This is a genomic window from Lentibacillus halodurans (assembly GCF_900112045.1).
Taxonomy (GTDB): Bacteria; Bacillota; Bacilli; order Bacillales; family Amphibacillaceae; genus Lentibacillus; species Lentibacillus halodurans.
Genome location: NZ_FOJW01000013.1, coordinates 72,811 through 90,604, shown reverse-complemented (window position 1 = coordinate 90,604; position 17,794 = coordinate 72,811). Strand labels below are relative to the sequence as shown.

Below are 17,794 nucleotides of genomic sequence, written 5' to 3'. Positions count from 1 at the left end.
GCTTGCTTTAAAATATCATTCTCCATGGCCTGCTTTTGATTTTCTTTTCTAAGCTTGATCAACTCTTCCTGTTCTGGTGTACGATTGTCTTTTTCTTGAAAGGAGCCGCTGGATTGATGTTGACGAACCCACTTGTCAAAGGCTGAAGGGGTAAGATCATATTCTTTAATGATTTCACCTCTTGGTTTCCCGGCATCATGTAGCTGAATGATTTGTTCCTTAAAAGCTTGTGAGAATGTTCTTCTTTTTCGCTTGGTCATTTTGATTCTCCTCAGATTTATTTGAATCAAGCTTATATGACCTTAACGAATCTGTCTAACTTAGTGTAAACCTATCCAGAGTCATTTATTAATAATCAATATAACATTACTTTATTTATACTTCAACTATGTATGATTCCAAGTAGATTAAGATGGATTTTAAATTGCGTTGTTTTAATTTTATTTTGCGTAAAAATCTATTAAATTCAAATAGGTCTTTATTTAATTCCTATGACTAAACTGTCTCATGTTACTTCCACTACATCTGTAAGATGTATCAAGTAAAGGTTCCACACTTTGTTACTTTTACTTTTTTCACACCTGAGCTTCACCTTTCATCCATTTGTTGTATCACTTTTGTTTCTGTTAAGACAATTATGCTACCTTCAAATTGATTGAATGCTTGAAAAAATGTAATCATTAGACTTACTTTGGGAGAAGTTCCATAAAAGTTTTCTTTACGATAATTAATTTCTTGGACCAGTAATGTGGATAAAAAATCGTATGTCAATAATGTATAATAGACCTATACTGCGCAACAGCTTATTTTTAAACTTGTGAAATAAAACAACTATGTGTATTTATAGTTGATAATGCTTTTATAGAAGGCTGTGAAAAGCTCAAAATTGAAAATATGATCATTTATGAAAGTAAGCCGCAAATTTGACAAGAAAAATGATTAACTCTCACGAGGCATATTCACTCTTCAAAGATATTTTTAATTATCATTTTTGATTTCCATTAAGTCAGTACAATATCTCATATATAAAGAAATAGCATTTAATTGTTTAGCCAAATACATATCATTCTTCTTTTCCGTGAGAGAATAATGTTTTCTTATATTGGATAGATCTTCATCATGAGTTCCCTCTATAATTTCTTTTATTTTATCAATATAATAGACTGTCTTTCTTAGAAGTGAAATAATGATTGTTTTTTTTACTTCGTGCTCTTCAAAGTAGCGATAGCCATTGGAATCATCTCTTATACCTCTTATTAAATTTCTTTCTTCCCAATATCTAATAGTAGATGTTTCAACATTAACGAATTTTGCAAGTTCTCCTATACGCATTCTATTAATTTTTATTGATTGGTTGGGTAAAGCTAATAGTAATTCCTTGTGTTGCTTCAGTTGCTCTCTTTCTTCTACTAATTTCTTCTGCTCCTGTGCAATAATCCAATGTGCCTTAGTGAATTTCAACTCTTTTGCTAACCTCATTAACTTATAAGCTATAGGTGTTCCAAATCCTTGTAGGAGTTTTCTAATCGTTTTAAATGCTGTCAAATGAATTTCTTCATATCTCCTCTGATGACCCTTTGTATAGAATACAGGAGGAATTAGCCCACTTTTTTCATACCTTTTCAACGTTGTATTGCTTACACCCACTATTTCTGTCACTTGTTTGACTGTATATTTCATATTCTGCACAACCTTCAAGTAAAAGTTTAAAGTCCTTAGTTCACTTTATATTAACATAAATACTTATAGAGAGAGATTCTTGAATATAAAAATAGAATATTTCTTTAAACTGATATACTTAAAATTGAGTTGAGAAAAATAATTATATAAGGAAAGAGAGGATACTTTTAATATGGAAAAGGTATCAAATGAAGTTAAATTGGAATCAATTAAATCATTCCAGTCAACAATCGGTAAACTCAAAAATGCCTTATCTCAAATGACTCAGAAAGGTGCAAATACCACATTAGTAAAGAAACGACTCAAAGCTTGTAAGATTGGTTTAGACATATTAGAATACGTTTGGAATCAAAAGCAACATAATTATACTCAGACAGAACTAGCGGATGCTCGGAGCATTCTTACTGGTTTATATCCATCAATTGAGAGAGTTTATGGTAAGTTAAAGACAGGTAGTAGTCCTCAAAGAACGCTTTTAGATAGAAGAATTAAAGCTTTGGGACTAGCTATTCAAGCGATCGACGATATTACCGATTAATAAGTTTTTATAAGAATTTTAAGAAGAGATTGGTCTTTTTATTGAACAAAAGGAACAAGTTAAAATAGCTAGAAAAGTAAAGAATAAAAATAGGTTTTTTTCGAGCGGATAAAAAAATGGATACATTTTACCAAAAGAAGGTGTTAAAAGTGAAAAATTGGTTTAAAGATACCATAGCAGCGGGTCATCGTCATACCGCTGGGCTTAAATCTGATGGCACGGCGATGGCAGTGGGTGATAATAAATATGGCCAATGTGATGTAAACGATTGGTGCGATATTGTGGCAGTTACGGCTGGTAATGTTCATTTGGCTACGAACACCGGTAATGCTCATACTATAGGTCTTCTATCTGACGGATCAGTGAAGGCTGTGGGGTGGAATAATAATGGCCAATGCGATGTAAATGAATGGCGTGATATTGTAGCGGTAGCGGCGGGGTGGCGTTTTACCATTGGGCTTAAAACGGATGGAACGGTGGTTGCTGTGGGTCGAGATCATGAAAGCCAATGCAATGTAAGAGGCTGGAATGATATAGTTTCTGTAGCAGCTGGTGACTGGCATACAATCGGTCTTAAATTGGACGGAACGGTAATGGCAGTGGGTAATAATCGGTATGGCCAATGTGATGTAAATGATTGGTGCGATATCGTGATGGTAAAAGCGGGTTATCTTCATACCATTGGTCTTAAATCTGATGGAAAAGTGACTGCTATGGGTTTGAATAAACAGGGCCAATGTGATGTAAGCGGTTGGCACGGTATTGTGTCAATAGCAGCGGGGAGTAAACATACTATCGGTCTAAAATCGGATGGAACGGTGGTTGCTGTGGGCTGGAATAAGTATGGTCAATGTAATGTAAATGATTGGTGCGATATAGTGTCGATTGCTGCGGGGTGTACCCACTCCGTCGGTCTAAAATCGGATGGTACTGTGGTTGCTGTTGGTGATAATGAATATGGCCAATGCAATATAAGCCACTGGGGCGGAATCCAACTGCCCCAAAATCGGTTTTTGAATTAAAAACATATAGTTCCTGCAACTAATAAATAAAAGAAGCCATTTGCTGCACATTACAACCATACTATGACATAGAAAAATCATATTTAACAATCAGGGAAATTATGGAGTATTGTAAACAGCTTTGATGATTTAAGTGAACAGGAATATTAAAGAAGTTTAGTTAATTTTCCTAAAAAAAGAGCAGGTAATAAATAAAACCTACTCTACAAAATAATATAGTTAATTTACACATTTTTTACACAATTTATCTGGAAAACATTATTAAATCAGCGTTTTACCTGCTATTTCGACCCCGACCACCGGTATTACCAAGTAAAAATAGGTTTCGATTAAAGATTTTAATTGACTCAAAAATGTTGATATACCAACGTTTTTGAGTTTTTTCATTTTTTGAGGTTAAGTTAGAAAAAGAGGCTCTAAAATAAATGTTGGGGTTTCGCTTTGTTTTTCATTTTTAGCAAAAGCAGTTGAATTGCTCCCTATTGGTGTGGCTTATGGAATATGGACGGGTATTGGCTCGATAGGAAGTGTAATTATTGGTATGTATTTCTTTAATGAAAATAAAAGTGTAGCAAAATTAGTTTGTATATCCTTTATAATTATAGGCGTTGCAAGACTAAAAACTTTTTCGTAGTAACATAAGTCTTAAAAACACTATACTCCTTCATTAAGAAAACAGTATTTAGTAGGTAATGAAGGAGTATTGATAAGACCCCTTCTACACATGACTAAGGAAGAGGTTTTATTATTCTTTGGCATAATTCAGTCCTAACTGATAAGACTGGTTAAGCCAGTCCTCCATGTATCCCGGTTTTGGATCAATTGTCTCATATAAAAGTTGAAATTTTGAACTGGATATCCCACAATAATCAGCTAAACCTACATTAAAGTAATGTTCCATCATTTCATCGTATTTCCTTTTTGTAAACCTTTCAATGGGTGCACCAGCTAGACTTAGCCATAATACATGTCGATGATCAAGTTTATTTGGTCCATATGCAAATCCGTAGTTCCAAACACGGTCTATATACCCCTTCAGCATTGCTGGCATACTCCACCACCAAAGTGGAAATACAAATGCCAATGCATCAGCCTTTTTCAATCTTTCCATTTCTATTTCTACTTCTGAAGAGAAACTTTGTTCGTTAGAGGACCATTTCGGCTCATCTTTCTCCCATAACATGGGATCAAAATTACTACGATATAAATCTAATGTCTCTGTTTCATGACCTGCATCCTTTAATCCCTCTACAAATCGCTTAGCGACTTTAAAAGTTAAAGAATCTTCTCTTGGATGAGTAACAACTGTTAATATCCTCATGTTTTAACCCTCTCTCTTTTCATTTTTTTATTGAATTTGCTATATATTCAGTTTAAAGTAGTAATTAAATTCAGTAAAATAGATATATTTGATAAATTAATTCAATAAAAATGATATTTGATTTAAAGGAGGATAAGAAAAATGGAACATCGTCACCTTATAACCTTTATAACAATTGTTAAAAAGGGTGGATTTAAAATAGCTGCGGATGAGTTAGGATATGCTCAATCATCAGTTACTGGGCACATTAAGGAATTGGAGGAAGAGTTGGGGAAACCACTATTTGATCGATTAGGAAGAAAGATAACACTGACCCAAGCAGGTAAAGACTTTCTTCCATTTGCTGAAGATATTATTCAGCTTTATTCTAAGGCTAAAGAAGTATTGAACTCCTCTGACGATATGCCTTCTGGTCAACTCACTATTGGGGCAAGTGAATCCATAATGATTTATTGGTTGCCTGATATCATATCGGAATTTATGGGAAAATATCCTAAAGTTGAATTAGTTATAAAATCACTTGATTATGACAATCTTTCTAATCAGTTAAAGAATGGTGATATTGATGTTGCACTTTTAATTGAATTATCTAATTGGAAGGGAAAAAACCTAATTGAAAATAAATTAAAGAATGAAAATCTTTCTCTAGTAAAGTCTGTAAAAAAAGAAAACCAGAAAAAAATTGAAGGAACAATGCTCATCACGGAATACTCATGTAGTTGGAGACCAGCAGTTGAAGCGTATATAAATAAGCAGGGAAAGGATTCAATTTTAAAAGTAGAACTGCCAAGTGTAGAGGCTATTAAAAAATACGTTTTATGTGGACTAGGTAAATCAATGCTACCACATTTCATTATTAAGGATGAGTTAGAAAGAAATCAGCTTGAGGAAATGGAAGCTAATGTAGGATATAATTCGTTAGGGATATATACTGCTATTCATAAAGATAAATGGATATCTAGAAATTTGGAAGTATTTCTTTCAATTTTAGAAAATAAAAGCGAGAAATAAAAAGTTGGAATGGAATCTTTCTTTACTAGTGCCTATTTCTAATGTCTAGGATAAGATTGTTGTGGACTTAGCACTTATAGATTATAACTTTAATAATAAATCCTTTAAACAAATAGTCTTCCTATCCTGGTGCTGTTGATGTATGGGTTCTGAACATTGATCACGTTCAGCTGCTTTTTAATTACGGTAGTGCAGTACGCAAAATCATGTACACAACCAATGCAGTAGAAAGTGTACATGCCAGCTTCCGCAAAGTAACAAAAAAGGAGCATTCCCGTACGAGAACGCTCTCTTAAAAGTTCTATTCTTACGTGTAAAAGAATTAGAGTCCAAATGGGAAGGTGGCCACATTCAGAATTGGTCTTTAGCCATTAACCAGCTATTAGTTGATGATCGATTAAAGGATCGGGTTCTTAAATATATCTGAACTTACACACTTTACTTAACAAGCCTTTTTCGATTTTGTTCTAATTCCTGTTTCATTCGTGAAAATTCTTCTTTTGTAATTTCCCCATTAACAAATCGAGTTTTAAAAGGATCATAGGATCTGTTGCACTATATCTACAAATCCTTACATAATGTCCAGTTAAATCCAGCTTCTAATGTTTAACAGCTCACAGGAAAGAGCTATCCCGGAAATCCCCCCCATTGACGAATTTCCGGGATAGCCCCTTTTGGATATGAAGATTTACTAGAACGCAGCGGTCCATCCACCATCTGCTGTGAGCACTGTACCATTTATAAAACTTGATTCACTAGATGCCAAGAATAATGCAACCTGTGCAATTTCCTCCGGCTTACCTGTTCGAGGCATCACATCTTGTGCAGCTTTTGTACGACTGGCACCAAACTCATTAAGACTTTTCATAGACGAACCAATATTTGTTTCCACGCCTCCTGGTGCAATGGCATTACAACGTATACCTTTCTGTGCATACATATAACCTGTATTTTTGGTCAGGCCAATGACAGCATGTTTAGATGCTCCGTATACTGCGCCTGCATGGGCTCCATTTAAACCACCAGTCGAAGCAGTGTTGATGATAATCCCGCTTTCTTTTTCCAGGAAAATTGGCATTGCTTTGCGCATCGCTCGCATAACACCTTTGGTATTAACATCAAAAATCATGTCCCATCGCTCGTCAACAATATTACCAACAGGTTCAAATCCATCCATAATACCAGCATTATTTACTAAAATATCTAACGTTCCATATTCATTGACAGCGGTATCAATCATGTTATCAATGTCCTCTTGTTTCGCAACATTTACTTCTACTGCCTTAGCCATTCCATTACGTTGTGCGATTTCTTTAACGACTGTTTCGGCACCTTCTAAGTTAAGGTCGGCGACAATTACTTTTGCACCTTCCCTGGCGTACAATTCTGCAATTGCTTTTCCCATACCTGAAGCTGCTCCGGTCACAATAGCTACTTGGTCTTTTAATTTCATCCCATTGTCCTCCTAAATAATTGATAAAATTATTGAACATCTGTTCATTAAAAATTATACTGGATGATGGTAGGAACTACAAACAACGGAAATACAAAAAGTGTTAAGTAATCAACATTTATTCTTGAAAGTGTTCAGTAATGGAGTGAAAAAATTTGAAAAAGGATCTGCGGATTATAAAAACGCAGGAAAGCTTACGCCATGCTTTATTATCCCTATTAAAATCGAAACCCTTGGAAGCTATTACCGTCGCAGAACTATGTCGTGCAGCAAACATTAACCGGGGAACGTTTTATCTGCACTATAAAAATGTCCATGAAGTGTTTAAACATTACTTTGAGGTGATTGTCGAGGATTTACGGGAATCTTATAAGGAACCTTATTATAAAACGAACTTTCATATTGAGAATATTGAAGCGAACATGATTAAAATATTTCATCATGTAAAGAAATACCAAGGTTTCTATCAAATTATCTTTGATGAACGAATTCCGATGATGTACTTTTATTTACTATTTGATACAGTACGTTTATTTATGAAGGAGTCCATCGTTGAACAAGACCTGGAAGCGGAACAGGACATAAATTTGGATTATTTTATCAGCTATCAGACGAATGCTATTCTCGGTATGTTAATTGAATGGCATCGACAAGGATATCATACAACTATACAGGAACTTAACCAGCAGCTGTTAACCATTTTATCCATTAATAGTCCGTCTCTTAAGGTGTAACTTGACTGTTTATGTCTTTTTTAAGACGATATGGGCAGAACTGTAGTAATCGACAAGACTGTATGTCTGTGCGGAAGTCTGGACAGTGTTATTCTCATCGATTTATGATAAAGATAAGGATTAAAATGGAAGATCTCAAGCTTGGGGTCCTTATTTCATTACGCAGAAAGGATGGAGAAAATGAGAATTCTAGTTGTAGGGGCAAATGGCCAAATTGGCAAACATCTGGTTTCATTTATTGAGGATAGCGATAGCCTGGAAGCCAAGGCAATGATCCGTAACGCGGAACAAGCGTCTTTTTTTGAAGATTTGGGTGCGGAAACCGCAGTGGTGGATCTGGAACAGGATATCGAAACAATAGCAGCAGCTGCTGATGGTATTGATGCGATCGTATTTACAGCAGGATCCGGGCCAAACACGGGAAAAGACAAAACCATTATGGTGGATTTGGATGGTGCGGTAAAAACAATCGAGGCGGCAAAAGCTGCAGGAGTGAAACGATTTATTATGGTTAGTTCGTTTGACACGAGACGTAAAGCAATCCAGGAAGCTCCTTCATCCTTTGCACCATATGTTGCAGCAAAGCATTATGCGGACGAATGGCTGCGAGGAACCGATTTGGATTATACGATTATCCATCCTGGCTTGCTGACAAATGATGAAGGAACCGGTCTAATTGAGGCAGGATCTGAAGTGGAAATGGGCGAAATTCCGAGAGAGGATGTGGCAAATGTCATCGTTGCCAGCCTGGAAAATGATACAACGATTGGAAAGGAATTTCAGGTCGTAGGTGGAACGAAGCGCATTAAGGAAGCGATAGATTCAATGTAATTGGAAAAGAAGAGGATCCATACTGATAAGTGGTGATATAAACTTTCGTATGTTCTTCTGATGCAGCCTTTTCTGTTTCATTTTATCCATGTAACCATGACATCTTGGCATGAACCAAGATGTCATTTACTTTTGAAAAAATACTACTGGTCTACAGCCATTCTTTTTTCGTATAGCCCATCCCCCAAAATATAAACCCCTCTATTTGTATAACAAAAAATGAAAAATAACAACGGTGATTACCGAAATCGGCCGGGAATTACACAGAAATCATTATGGTACAAGCAGCTTCAACTTTATTACGGAATCGATTCGCCTCATCAAATAATATGCTTTTTGTATATCTGCCAGGAAGCGTTGATGTAATATGCAATCTGCAGTGGTACGGATGTCCGCTTCAATGCGCTCCGACTGTTATTCATTTTCATAGCTGTAAGCTGATTCAATTAAACAATAGCGGTGATTAATGGCACTAGCAATGGGAACTGTATCGTCATTTCCCAACAATTTGTATGCCCCAAAGCCAAAGGCCCGGATGCGTATACTGTCGTTCAGTGTGATTTTTGGTTTGTCACTGTGTCACTATTTTGTTTGAAATACATAGGTTTCTTTACTATTTATGCTATCACATTCCTGTACATTTTTAATATAACGCATACTGATCCTTATATAGAACAGAATTTGTGTTCAATAGATTCAACTCATTATTTTTTGACAAATTCTATAATTATGTTAATATGAACACGTTCATAATATGAATATGTTCATATTGGGGTGCTTAAAAAGAAGGGGAATTCAAATTGCAATAGCATCCGACAAAGTTAATCAGAGCCCCTCTGAACATGAGGGAGGGATCTTACTTCCGCTTCCGCTTTGCTAATGATCTCGTTCTTCAGAAAGGAATGGTCAACACAATCGGATGAGGTATTTACATCTCCGGCACTTGAGTTGCCGACATTCCGATACAGTGATTGTAACGGTGGGGTGGTACCCGGTGTGTCACGCGTATTTCCGATGGATTGGAAGCCAGGCTGGTTTAGAGCTTTGTTCAGTAGATTATATTGGAGGTATGTAATAACGTTATGAATCAATCAAGAATTGAAAAGACCGTTTTCTGGCCATCATTAATACTGGTCGTTGTTGCAACATCACTGCTTGTCATTTTTCGTGACACGGCAGGGCCGATTATCTCAAATATGATGACAGGACTGACATATCGTCTGGACTGGGCGTTTGAGTTTCTGACAATTGGATTGTTTATTATACTTATTTGGCTGATGTTCGGACGTTACGGACGGGTAAAACTGGGCAATCCTGAAGACAAGCCGGAGTTTTCCCGTTTCAGCTGGGGTGGTATGCTTTTCTGTGCAAGCATGGGAACGAGCATAATGTTTTGGTCGATTGTAGAACCGTTATACTATTATACCGGCCCGCCGTTTGGATTTGAAGCTGAATCAACAGACGCTGCCGAACATGCTGTGAGTTATGGTTTGTTCCACTGGGGTATCTCGGCATGGGCACTTTATGCGCTTCCTGCTGTGGTCATGGCATACAGTTTTTTTGTCCGGAAAAATCACTCACTGAAAATCAGTACAGCCTGTCAGGGAGTGTTGGGAAAACAAGCTGATGGTCTGATTGGAAAGGTAATTGACGTACTTGTCATCTGGAGTATGATCGGTGGACTTGGGACGTCATTGGGCCTGGGTGTACCGATGGTGGCAGCTGTCGTAGGTAATTTGTTTGGCATTGAGCCTTCCACATGGTTGAATATTATTATCATTATTATCTGGACATTTATTTTCAGTTCCAGTGCATATCTTGGCCTTTATAAAGGAATCAGGAAATTAAGTGACTGGAATGTTTACATGGCACTTGGCCTTGCCTTGTTCGTTATTATTGTCGGACCGACGCTTTTCATATTGACGTACTTCACCAACAGTATGGGAATTATGCTGGATAATTTTATGCGCATGAGTTTGTATACGGATCCGATTGACCAAGGCGGCTTTCCGCAGGCATGGACTGTCTTTTACTGGGCTTGGTTTGCGGCAACAGCTCCGTTCATCGGTATTTTCGTAGCACGAATTTCGCGAGGCCGGAGTATCCGAGAACTTGTCTCAAATGTTTTGCTTTGGGGATCGCTTGGCAGCTGGCTCTACTTTGGTGTATTCGGTGGATATGCGATGAACCTTGACTTAACAGGAAAATTAGATTTAACAAGTGTTCTTGCTGAACAGGGTGAAACGTCCGTCATTGTTGAAGTTCTTGGGTCATTGCCGCTTCCGGTTCTTGTTTCAGCTTTCTTTGTTATTCTCGGATTTGTCTTTTTAGCAACATCATTGGATTCTGCCAGTTATGTGATTGCTAGTGTTGCGACGAAAGAACTTGATATGAGTTCTGAACCTGCTAAGTGGCATCGGCTGATGTGGGGGATTCTTTTATCCACGCTTGCAATCAGTCTGACGGTTGCGGGCGGTCTGGATGTTGTTCAAACATCTTCTGTACTAGTTTCGGTACCTGTACTCATTATGTACGTACTGATGGGAGCCTCATTGATTAAATGGCTCAAAGAGGGTGAACAATTGCACACTTATGTAAAAAGCAAACACTAAAATTGTTTGACGAGAGGTGATAACCATTGAGCACCAGTCGCAAGGATATTCAACGAGCACGTATGTGGCGATATTTTTTGGACGCGGCGGTAGACGTGATTGAAAAAGAAGGAATCCGGAATGTCACAATTCGCAAAATAGCCGGTCAAGCTGGTTTTACTAGTTCAACTGCCTATAATTACTTCAGGGATTTATCTCATTTGAAGTTTTTTGCGGCAATGCGTTTTACTACAGACTATATAGAAGATCTTCCTGTTTACATGAGCAAGGGGTCCAACACAATAGAGAAGTGGCTGTATGCATGGAAATGCTTCTGCATTTATTCATTCGAGCAGCCGGAAATTTATTCGGTAATTTTCATGGAGGATCTTGGTTCGACACCGGAGGATTTTCTCGATGAATACTATCGGATTTACAAGGAAGATCTGATTGGGTTGCCAGAGGTAATCAAAAATCTCGTCATGGAGCATAGTTTTGCTAAACGAAGCGCCACATATATACAAAGTGCAGTGGATGAGGAAATGCTTGAACAAAAAGATGTCGATTTCATTGCAGATATCACATTGATGATCTGGAAAGGTATGATCAATACCATGATGAACAAGCGGCGGGAATTCACCAAAGAGGAAGCAATCGAAAAAACATTGCTTTATGTTTACGAGAGCGTGATGCATGTAATCCCGCTGGAAAAACAATTCGAAATAAACGTGGACCTGCAGCTGTAGCATGTTTTTTGCATATGGTTCAACACGAAAGATAGAAAGGCTGAATAAATTGGTTTTTAATATACGGGATAACGTAAACAGACGAGTGAAAACAGACTATCCAAGATCAATCAAAAAATGGGAGCATGTATGGATTCCGATGTCCGACGGTGCAAAATTGGCAGCGACGATCTGGATTCCGGATGATGCACATGACAATCCGGTCCCGGCGCTGCTTGAATACCTTCCATATCGAAAAAATGATTTTACGGCCATCCGGGATTCGGCACGGCATCCTTATTTTGCCGGACATGGATATGCTAGTATCCGGGTGGATATCAGAGGAACCGGTGATTCGGATGGTGTGCTGCTTGATGAATATTTGAAACAGGAGCAGGACGATTGTCTCGAAGTGCTTGACTGGATTGAAGAACAGCCATGGAGCACCGGCTCTGTCGGCATGTTCGGAAAATCCTGGGGCGGTTTCAACAGCCTGCAGGTCGCTGCACGACAGCATCCGGCACTAAAAACGATTATAACGCTCTGCTCGACGGACGACCGGTATGCGGATGATGTCCATTACCGTGGCGGCAATGTTATGGGGCAGGATATGCTCTGGTGGGCATCCACGATGTTTGCGTATAATGCCAGACCGCAAGATCCGTCTGTTGTGGGGAAAAGCTGGAAAGAAAACTGGCTTGACCGGTTGAATACATCGCCATTTGTGGAGTCTTGGCTGAGGCATCAGCGTCGCGATGAGTACTGGAAACATGGTTCCGTGTGTGAAGATTATTCGAAAGTGAATATACCGGTGTTTGCGGTCAGTGGCTGGCAGGACGGCTATACGGATGCAGTATTACGGATGTTGGAAAATTTGCCGCATGCCAAAGGACTGATTGGCCCATGGGCACATGAATTTCCGGAAGTGGCCATTCCTGAACCTGCTATCGGATTCTTGCAGGAATGCCTGCGCTGGTGGGATCAATGGCTCAAAGGAATTGATACCGGCATCAAAGACGAACCGCAGCTGATATCCTGGATTCAGAACAGCGAACTGCCGGAAGTGACATATGATGAGCGCCCGGGAAAATGGGTGGTCGATCACACATGGCCGTCAAGCAATGTCACAAGTCAATCATTCTGGTTTTCTAAAGGAAAACTTGCCCGGCATGTAACAGATGAGGAAAAAATGATTATTCCGGGTAAGCAGGAACACGGCTATTACGCAGGCGTTTTCTGTCCATTTGGCCAGCCGGGAGATCTACCTGCCGATCAGCGTCTCGAAAATGGCAAATCAGTCGTGTTCACGTCTGAACCATTTGACGAAACGATCGAGCTGCTAGGTAGACCCGTTTTCCATGCGAACGTGTCGGTCGATCAGGAGAATGCGATTCTTGCTGTCAGATTGTGCGATAAAGCGCCAACTGGCGAGTCAACACTGATAAGCTGGGGCATGTTGAATCTCACCCATCGTGACTCACATGAACATCCTGAACCGCTTATGCCGGGCAGGATATATACTGTAGAAATCGGCCTGGATGTCCTTGGACAGCAAGTACCAGCGGGTCATCGTCTGGAAGTGTCTGTTGCACCGACCTACTGGCCACAAGCATGGCCTTCACCTAAACCAGTGACTTTGTCTATCTACAGCGGTGCTGGAACACATATCGATTTGCCAATTCGAACACCGCGGCAGGAGGACGCATCATGGCAGCAACATTTTGAACGACCTGAAATTTCTGAAGTGATGGAGAAGGAAATTCTTCGGGAAGAGGAGCGAACACGAAATCTCATACATGATCAGGTGAATGATATCTGGATACTGGAAGATTACTCCGATGAAGGCGAGCGCCGCCTGTTGGACAATGGCTTGGAGTATGGCAGTATCAACAAGAACACCTATACCATCAAGGGAAATGACCCGCTGTCAGCATATGTTACAAGTGAATGGGATTTGAAAGTCGGACGAGGCAAGTGGCAGACAAGATTGAAGGCATACAGTAAAATGAGCAGTGATGAGACAACATTTCATTTAACAAATACCATGATAGCTTTTGAAAATAACAAAGAAGTTTTTAATAAAACCTGGAAAAAAGAAATACCAAGAGATCATGTGTAACAAGAAGTCCAAAGTCCGGGGCAATGTGTTCCGGACTTTTACTTTTAGACTGCTAAATCTATTCGTGTAGCTTGCTTGGGTGTGCTGCAATATATTTTCATCACTATCACATAAAATTTTCGCTGCTGCTTCTGAAATATCGCAAACGTCAAGCAGGGAAAATTCGCCCGTTGATTCCATTGGCGTTAAAAACACCGTCAGCCATAACCGCATTACCCAATCGCAGCAATTTATGCATATATAAATGTGATAAAGGAAAGGTTCAATTCATGTTCGAATTCCCTTATTGCTTTTTGTTTCTCTCCGGTTGTTTTGAGCAAAACACTCGTATGCATAGCTAATTCAATGTGATATGCAGCGCTTTACCTTATTTTTTATAGATCGAATAATCCTCTTCAATGTCGCCTATATGAGGCAAGACTTGATCTCTTCCATGATAAATATGCTCATACATCGCGACACGTGCACGCTCCATGTCCTGCTCCTGTATTGCTTTAAGAATCGTGTGATGGGCTTCAAGGGAATACCTCAATTGATCTTCATTAAACCAATAGAAGGAACGGAATATCAATGGCAAAACAACCACTTTTGAAATGTGGGCATAAACATGCTGATTTTGAGAAGCTTTTATCACACAATCGTGAAATCTGTGATTGAGTTCCAAGACATCCTCGATTGTTGATTCGCCGTTTTTAAAATAGTCATTGATTGTCTGCTCATAGTTATCATTGGCTGCTTTCATTTCCTGTAAATCCTGATTAGTGCGGTAGATGGAAGCTTGGGAAGCTGCGTATCCTTCTAAAAGTGTCCTCAAATCATATATTTGCTGAATATCCTCTTTTGTATAATGCCGAACGCGAACACCCCTTTTCATGGAGACCGTCAGTCCTTCCGATTCCAAATGTTTCAATGCCTCGCGGATAGGTGTGCGGCTCATTTGCAGTTCATTGGCCAAATATTCTTCGGTGAGTCTCATTTTTGGGGGGAATTCTCCTTGCAGAATGGCTTTTTTGATATATGTATATGCATCCATTTTGTTTAACACCTCTTTTTTATTGTATAGGAATAAGTTGTAAGTTTCAATTTTCACAAAGATATTGTATACAAAAATAGGGTTATTCTGGCAAAAATACGGATTTTTGTAAATAATATTGCATGATTGTATACAAATTGTTAAAATGTAATATAAAATACAGAAAATTAATCCTAGTCCCCCAATTGATAATGAAACTTGGTGGATAATTCCGTTATGAATACAGCGGTAACAAAGGAAACAAAATGTGTTAACTAGCGCGTTAAAGGAGTGAGGCGTATGGGGCAAAGTCTGGAAGGCGTTAAGGTACTCGAATTAGGCAGTCTGATTGCCGGTCCGTTTGCGGGGAGGCTGATGGCGGAGTTTGGGGCTGACGTCGTAAAGGTGGAAACGCCGGGAAAAGGAGATCCCCTGCGTGATTGGCGCCATATTTATGAAGGGACTTCCTTATGGTGGAAGTTGCAATCCCGAAACAAGAAGTCAATCACCGTCAACTTAAAAAGCGAAGAAGGGCAGAAAATCATTCGATCCCTCGTAAAAGAATGTGATATTCTCATCGAAAATTTCAGACCGGGGACCATGGAAAAATGGAACCTTGGATATGACGCATTGTCTGCTGTCAATCCCGGCTTAGTGATGGTCCGGGTATCCGGCTATGGCCAAACAGGTCCTTACCGTGATAAGCCAGGTTTCGGCAGTGTCGGAGAGTCGATTGGCGGGCTGCGTCATATCACCGGATATCCGGATCGGCCGCCGACACGGGTAGGCATCAGTCTGGGCGACTCCCTTGCTGCCATGTATTCCGTGATTGGGGCAATGATGGCCCTTTACCATCGGGATGTGCAAGGGACTGGAAAAGGACAAGTTATTGATGTTGCGTTATATGAAGCCGTGTTCAGTTTAATGGAAGGCTCGCTGCCTGAATTTGATAAACTTGGCGCGATCCGGGAACGAACTGGATCATCGCTGCCAGGTATAGCACCTTCGAACACGTATCAATGTAACGATGGCAAATATATTGTGATCGGCGGGAATGGGGACGCCATTTTCAAACGTTTAATGGAAGCGATTGGAAGGCCCGAATTAGGTGAAGATGAACGTTTTAAAAGCAACAGCGGCAGAGCTTCCCATGCAGATTTCCTCGACGAGGTCATTGAAGGTTGGACGAAAACGCTGGATATTGAAACTGCCTTGAAGGTGCTTGATGATGCAAAGGTTCCTGCCGGCCCGATTTATAGTATCGAAGACATTGTGAAAGATCCCCATTATTTGAGCAGGGGAATGATCGAGAACTTTACATTAAACAAAGAAGAGTCACTGAGAATCCCAGGAGTTGTGCCGAAAATGAGTAAGACCCCTGGAGAAACGAAATGGCTTGGTCCTGATCTCGGACAGCACACGGACGAAGTGATGAAGGATTGGCTAGCCTATGATGATAACAAAATCCACCATCTGAAAGAACAGGGAATTATTTAAGAAAGAGGTGAAAATGGATGGAGCGAATTTATGTACAGGAAGTAGTGACACGAGACGGCCTGCAAATTGAGGATCAGTTCTTACCGACAGCGAAAAAAATTGATTTAATCAACCGGCTGGCTGATGCGGGAGTCGATAAAATCGAAGCAACCTCGTTTGTGTCACCGAAAGCTGTCCCTAATTTGAAGGATGCGGAGGATGTCATGCTGGGTATTGACAGAAAGCAGGATGTCACGTATACCACTTTGATCCCAAATGTTAAAGGTGCAGAACGTGCCGCTTCCTGTATGGCTGATGAGGTGAATCTTGTTGTTTCAGCCAGCGAAACGCATAATCGGAAGAATGTTAGTCAAACAGTGGAAGAATCCTTTTCGGGTTTCCAGGATATTGCCAGCTTTCTCACTGGTACTGGGATTAAAATTAACGGATCAGTGGCTACCTCTTTTGGCTGTCCATTCGAAGGCACTATCAGAGAAGATAGAATACTGACATTGACTGAACAATATCTTGAACTGGGAGCACATGGGGTCACACTTGCTGATACGACTGGGATGGCGACACCGAAGCAGGTCTATCAACTATGTACAAAGATGTTGGATCGCTGGCCTGATTTGCAGTTAACGATGCATTTCCATAATACCCGCGGCATGGGTCTGGCGAATGTGATGGAGGCAATCCGGGCAGGAGCGATACGATTTGATTCTTCTCTGGGAGGTTTGGGAGGTTGTCCGTTTGCCCCGGGAGCCACTGGCAATATATGTACTGAGGATCTTGTCCATATGCTCGCCTTCATGGATTATCAAATGAACGCAAATCTTGATCAATTGATTTCCGCCTCTAAACAACTGGAGGCTGTTTTGGGGCATGAGGTACCGGGACAAGTCATTAAAGCAGGCAAAATTAACGACCTGCACGCTGTGTAACACAAATCTATGGGCGAAAACCGGTGTGATGCTTACATCATTTAATGTCTGAATATTTGAAATCCAAAAAGGAGGAATAGAGATGAGTCAGCCGAAAAAAGAACCGATCAAAAACAAAAAAGTATGGATTGTATTTGGTATTTTACTGGCGTTAATAACCCCGTGGTATTTCCCAGAAAGTTTTGGGGATATTCTAATCTATGGAATGCCGCTATGGGCCGTCATCATTATTATTGCGTCTATGCTTCTGTCAGCTTTTTTATCTTATGTGATCAAACATCATTGGATGCTGGAAGAGGAAAATGAAGCTAATGAAAAGGAAGGAGTGAAGTAACTT

Annotated in this window: 17 protein-coding genes and 2 pseudogenes; 13 read left to right on the top strand and 6 right to left on the bottom strand. The window is 39.7% G+C overall.

What is annotated here, in order from left to right:
* Positions 1-260, bottom strand: a 260-nt coding sequence (locus tag BM195_RS14710) for a transposase (RefSeq protein ID WP_139224008.1), incomplete at its 3' end; no start/stop codon positions are given.
* A 718-nt stretch (positions 261-978) separates the two neighbouring features.
* Positions 979-1,680, bottom strand: coding sequence for a MerR family transcriptional regulator (locus BM195_RS14705; RefSeq protein ID WP_090240167.1), 702 nt, complete (start codon positions 1,678-1,680; stop codon positions 979-981).
* A 172-nt stretch (positions 1,681-1,852) separates the two neighbouring features.
* On the opposite strand from BM195_RS14705, the gene BM195_RS14700 reads away from it, so the two are divergent.
* From BM195_RS14700 to BM195_RS19215, 3 genes are all read left to right on the top strand, one after another.
* Entirely contained in the window at positions 1,853-2,218 is a 366-nt protein-coding gene (locus BM195_RS14700) for a hypothetical protein (protein ID WP_090240165.1), read from the top strand.
* A gap of 116 nt (positions 2,219-2,334) precedes the next feature.
* Entirely contained in the window at positions 2,335-3,240 is a 906-nt protein-coding gene (locus BM195_RS14695) for an RCC1 domain-containing protein (protein ID WP_090240162.1), read from the top strand.
* A gap of 421 nt (positions 3,241-3,661) precedes the next feature.
* On the top strand, positions 3,662-3,874 hold the full coding sequence (locus tag BM195_RS19215; RefSeq protein WP_090240160.1) for a DMT family transporter: 213 nt from the start codon (positions 3,662-3,664) through the stop codon (positions 3,872-3,874).
* Between the two features lie 111 nt (positions 3,875-3,985).
* Here the strand turns inward: BM195_RS19215 and BM195_RS14685 are convergent, their stop codons facing one another.
* Positions 3,986-4,561 (bottom strand): NAD(P)H oxidoreductase, encoded by a 576-nt coding sequence (locus tag BM195_RS14685; RefSeq protein ID WP_090240157.1) that lies wholly within the window; start codon positions 4,559-4,561, stop codon positions 3,986-3,988.
* A gap of 141 nt (positions 4,562-4,702) precedes the next feature.
* Between BM195_RS14685 and BM195_RS14680 the strand changes: the two genes are divergently transcribed.
* Positions 4,703-5,572 carry a LysR family transcriptional regulator gene (locus BM195_RS14680; RefSeq protein WP_090240154.1) on the top strand — a complete coding sequence of 290 codons (870 nt, stop codon included), beginning with the start codon at positions 4,703-4,705 and terminating at the stop codon, positions 5,570-5,572.
* Between the two features lie 116 nt (positions 5,573-5,688).
* A pseudogene (locus tag BM195_RS14675) lies at positions 5,689-5,999 on the top strand (transposase); the annotation flags it as partial.
* A gap of 11 nt (positions 6,000-6,010) precedes the next feature.
* Here the strand turns inward: BM195_RS14675 and BM195_RS19210 are convergent.
* Positions 6,011-6,100: pseudogene (locus BM195_RS19210) on the bottom strand (SHOCT domain-containing protein); the annotation flags it as partial.
* Positions 6,101-6,263: 163 nt separating this feature from the next.
* Complete coding sequence (locus tag BM195_RS14665) at positions 6,264-7,025, bottom strand: SDR family oxidoreductase (protein WP_090240151.1); 762 nt, start codon at positions 7,023-7,025, stop codon at positions 6,264-6,266.
* Positions 7,026-7,180: 155 nt separating this feature from the next.
* Here BM195_RS14665 and BM195_RS14660 point away from each other — a divergent pair, with 155 nt between their 5' ends.
* The 5 genes from BM195_RS14660 (at position 7,181) to BM195_RS14640 (ending at position 14,025) form a co-directional block, all read left to right on the top strand.
* Entirely contained in the window at positions 7,181-7,759 is a 579-nt protein-coding gene (locus BM195_RS14660) for a TetR-like C-terminal domain-containing protein (RefSeq protein WP_090240149.1), read from the top strand.
* Positions 7,760-7,939: 180 nt separating this feature from the next.
* Positions 7,940-8,590: an SDR family oxidoreductase gene (locus BM195_RS14655; protein WP_090240147.1), complete on the top strand. Its 651-nt coding sequence runs from the start codon at positions 7,940-7,942 to the stop codon at positions 8,588-8,590.
* A gap of 1,082 nt (positions 8,591-9,672) precedes the next feature.
* Positions 9,673-11,202 carry a BCCT family transporter gene (locus tag BM195_RS14650; RefSeq protein WP_090240144.1) on the top strand — a complete coding sequence of 510 codons (1,530 nt, stop codon included), beginning with the start codon at positions 9,673-9,675 and terminating at the stop codon, positions 11,200-11,202.
* Positions 11,203-11,228: 26 nt separating this feature from the next.
* Complete coding sequence (locus BM195_RS14645; RefSeq protein WP_090240141.1) at positions 11,229-11,927, top strand: TetR/AcrR family transcriptional regulator; 699 nt, start codon at positions 11,229-11,231, stop codon at positions 11,925-11,927.
* Positions 11,928-11,976: 49 nt separating this feature from the next.
* Positions 11,977-14,025, top strand: a complete 2,049-nt coding sequence (locus tag BM195_RS14640; RefSeq protein WP_090240183.1) for a CocE/NonD family hydrolase — start codon at positions 11,977-11,979, stop codon at positions 14,023-14,025.
* A gap of 367 nt (positions 14,026-14,392) precedes the next feature.
* Here the strand turns inward: BM195_RS14640 and BM195_RS14635 are convergent, their stop codons facing one another.
* Positions 14,393-15,058 carry a GntR family transcriptional regulator gene (locus tag BM195_RS14635; protein ID WP_090240138.1) on the bottom strand — a complete coding sequence of 222 codons (666 nt, stop codon included), beginning with the start codon at positions 15,056-15,058 and terminating at the stop codon, positions 14,393-14,395.
* 279 nt (positions 15,059-15,337) lie between these two features.
* Here BM195_RS14635 and BM195_RS14630 point away from each other — a divergent pair, with 279 nt between their 5' ends.
* The 3 genes from BM195_RS14630 (at position 15,338) to BM195_RS14620 (ending at position 17,791) form a co-directional block, all read left to right on the top strand.
* On the top strand, positions 15,338-16,534 hold the full coding sequence (locus tag BM195_RS14630) for a CaiB/BaiF CoA transferase family protein (RefSeq protein WP_090240135.1): 1,197 nt from the start codon (positions 15,338-15,340) through the stop codon (positions 16,532-16,534).
* 17 nt (positions 16,535-16,551) lie between these two features.
* Positions 16,552-17,457: a hydroxymethylglutaryl-CoA lyase gene (locus tag BM195_RS14625; protein WP_090240133.1), complete on the top strand. Its 906-nt coding sequence runs from the start codon at positions 16,552-16,554 to the stop codon at positions 17,455-17,457.
* An 82-nt stretch (positions 17,458-17,539) separates the two neighbouring features.
* Positions 17,540-17,791: a hypothetical protein gene (locus BM195_RS14620; protein WP_090240130.1), complete on the top strand. Its 252-nt coding sequence runs from the start codon at positions 17,540-17,542 to the stop codon at positions 17,789-17,791.
* The last annotated feature ends 3 nt before the right edge of the window (positions 17,792-17,794 follow it).

Excerpts from the sequence above, each read along its gene's own strand:
- BM195_RS14680 (WP_090240154.1), top strand. The coding sequence starts at position 4,703 with ATGGAACATCGTCACCTTATAACCTTTATAACAATTGTTAAAAAGGGT.
- BM195_RS14695 (WP_090240162.1), top strand. The coding sequence starts at position 2,335 with ATGGATACATTTTACCAAAAGAAGGTGTTAAAAGTGAAAAATTGGTTT.
- BM195_RS14630 (WP_090240135.1), top strand. The coding sequence starts at position 15,338 with ATGGGGCAAAGTCTGGAAGGCGTTAAGGTACTCGAATTAGGCAGTCTG.
- BM195_RS14635 (WP_090240138.1), bottom strand. The coding sequence starts at position 15,058 with ATGGATGCATATACATATATCAAAAAAGCCATTCTGCAAGGAGAATTC.
- BM195_RS14620 (WP_090240130.1), top strand. The coding sequence starts at position 17,540 with ATGAGTCAGCCGAAAAAAGAACCGATCAAAAACAAAAAAGTATGGATT.
- BM195_RS14665 (WP_090240151.1), bottom strand. The coding sequence starts at position 7,025 with ATGAAATTAAAAGACCAAGTAGCTATTGTGACCGGAGCAGCTTCAGGT.
- BM195_RS14685 (WP_090240157.1), bottom strand. The coding sequence starts at position 4,561 with ATGAGGATATTAACAGTTGTTACTCATCCAAGAGAAGATTCTTTAACT.
- BM195_RS14650 (WP_090240144.1), top strand. The coding sequence starts at position 9,673 with ATGAATCAATCAAGAATTGAAAAGACCGTTTTCTGGCCATCATTAATA.
- BM195_RS14655 (WP_090240147.1), top strand. The coding sequence starts at position 7,940 with ATGAGAATTCTAGTTGTAGGGGCAAATGGCCAAATTGGCAAACATCTG.
- BM195_RS14705 (WP_090240167.1), bottom strand. The coding sequence starts at position 1,680 with ATGAAATATACAGTCAAACAAGTGACAGAAATAGTGGGTGTAAGCAAT.
- BM195_RS14700 (WP_090240165.1), top strand. The coding sequence starts at position 1,853 with ATGGAAAAGGTATCAAATGAAGTTAAATTGGAATCAATTAAATCATTC.
- BM195_RS14625 (WP_090240133.1), top strand. The coding sequence starts at position 16,552 with ATGGAGCGAATTTATGTACAGGAAGTAGTGACACGAGACGGCCTGCAA.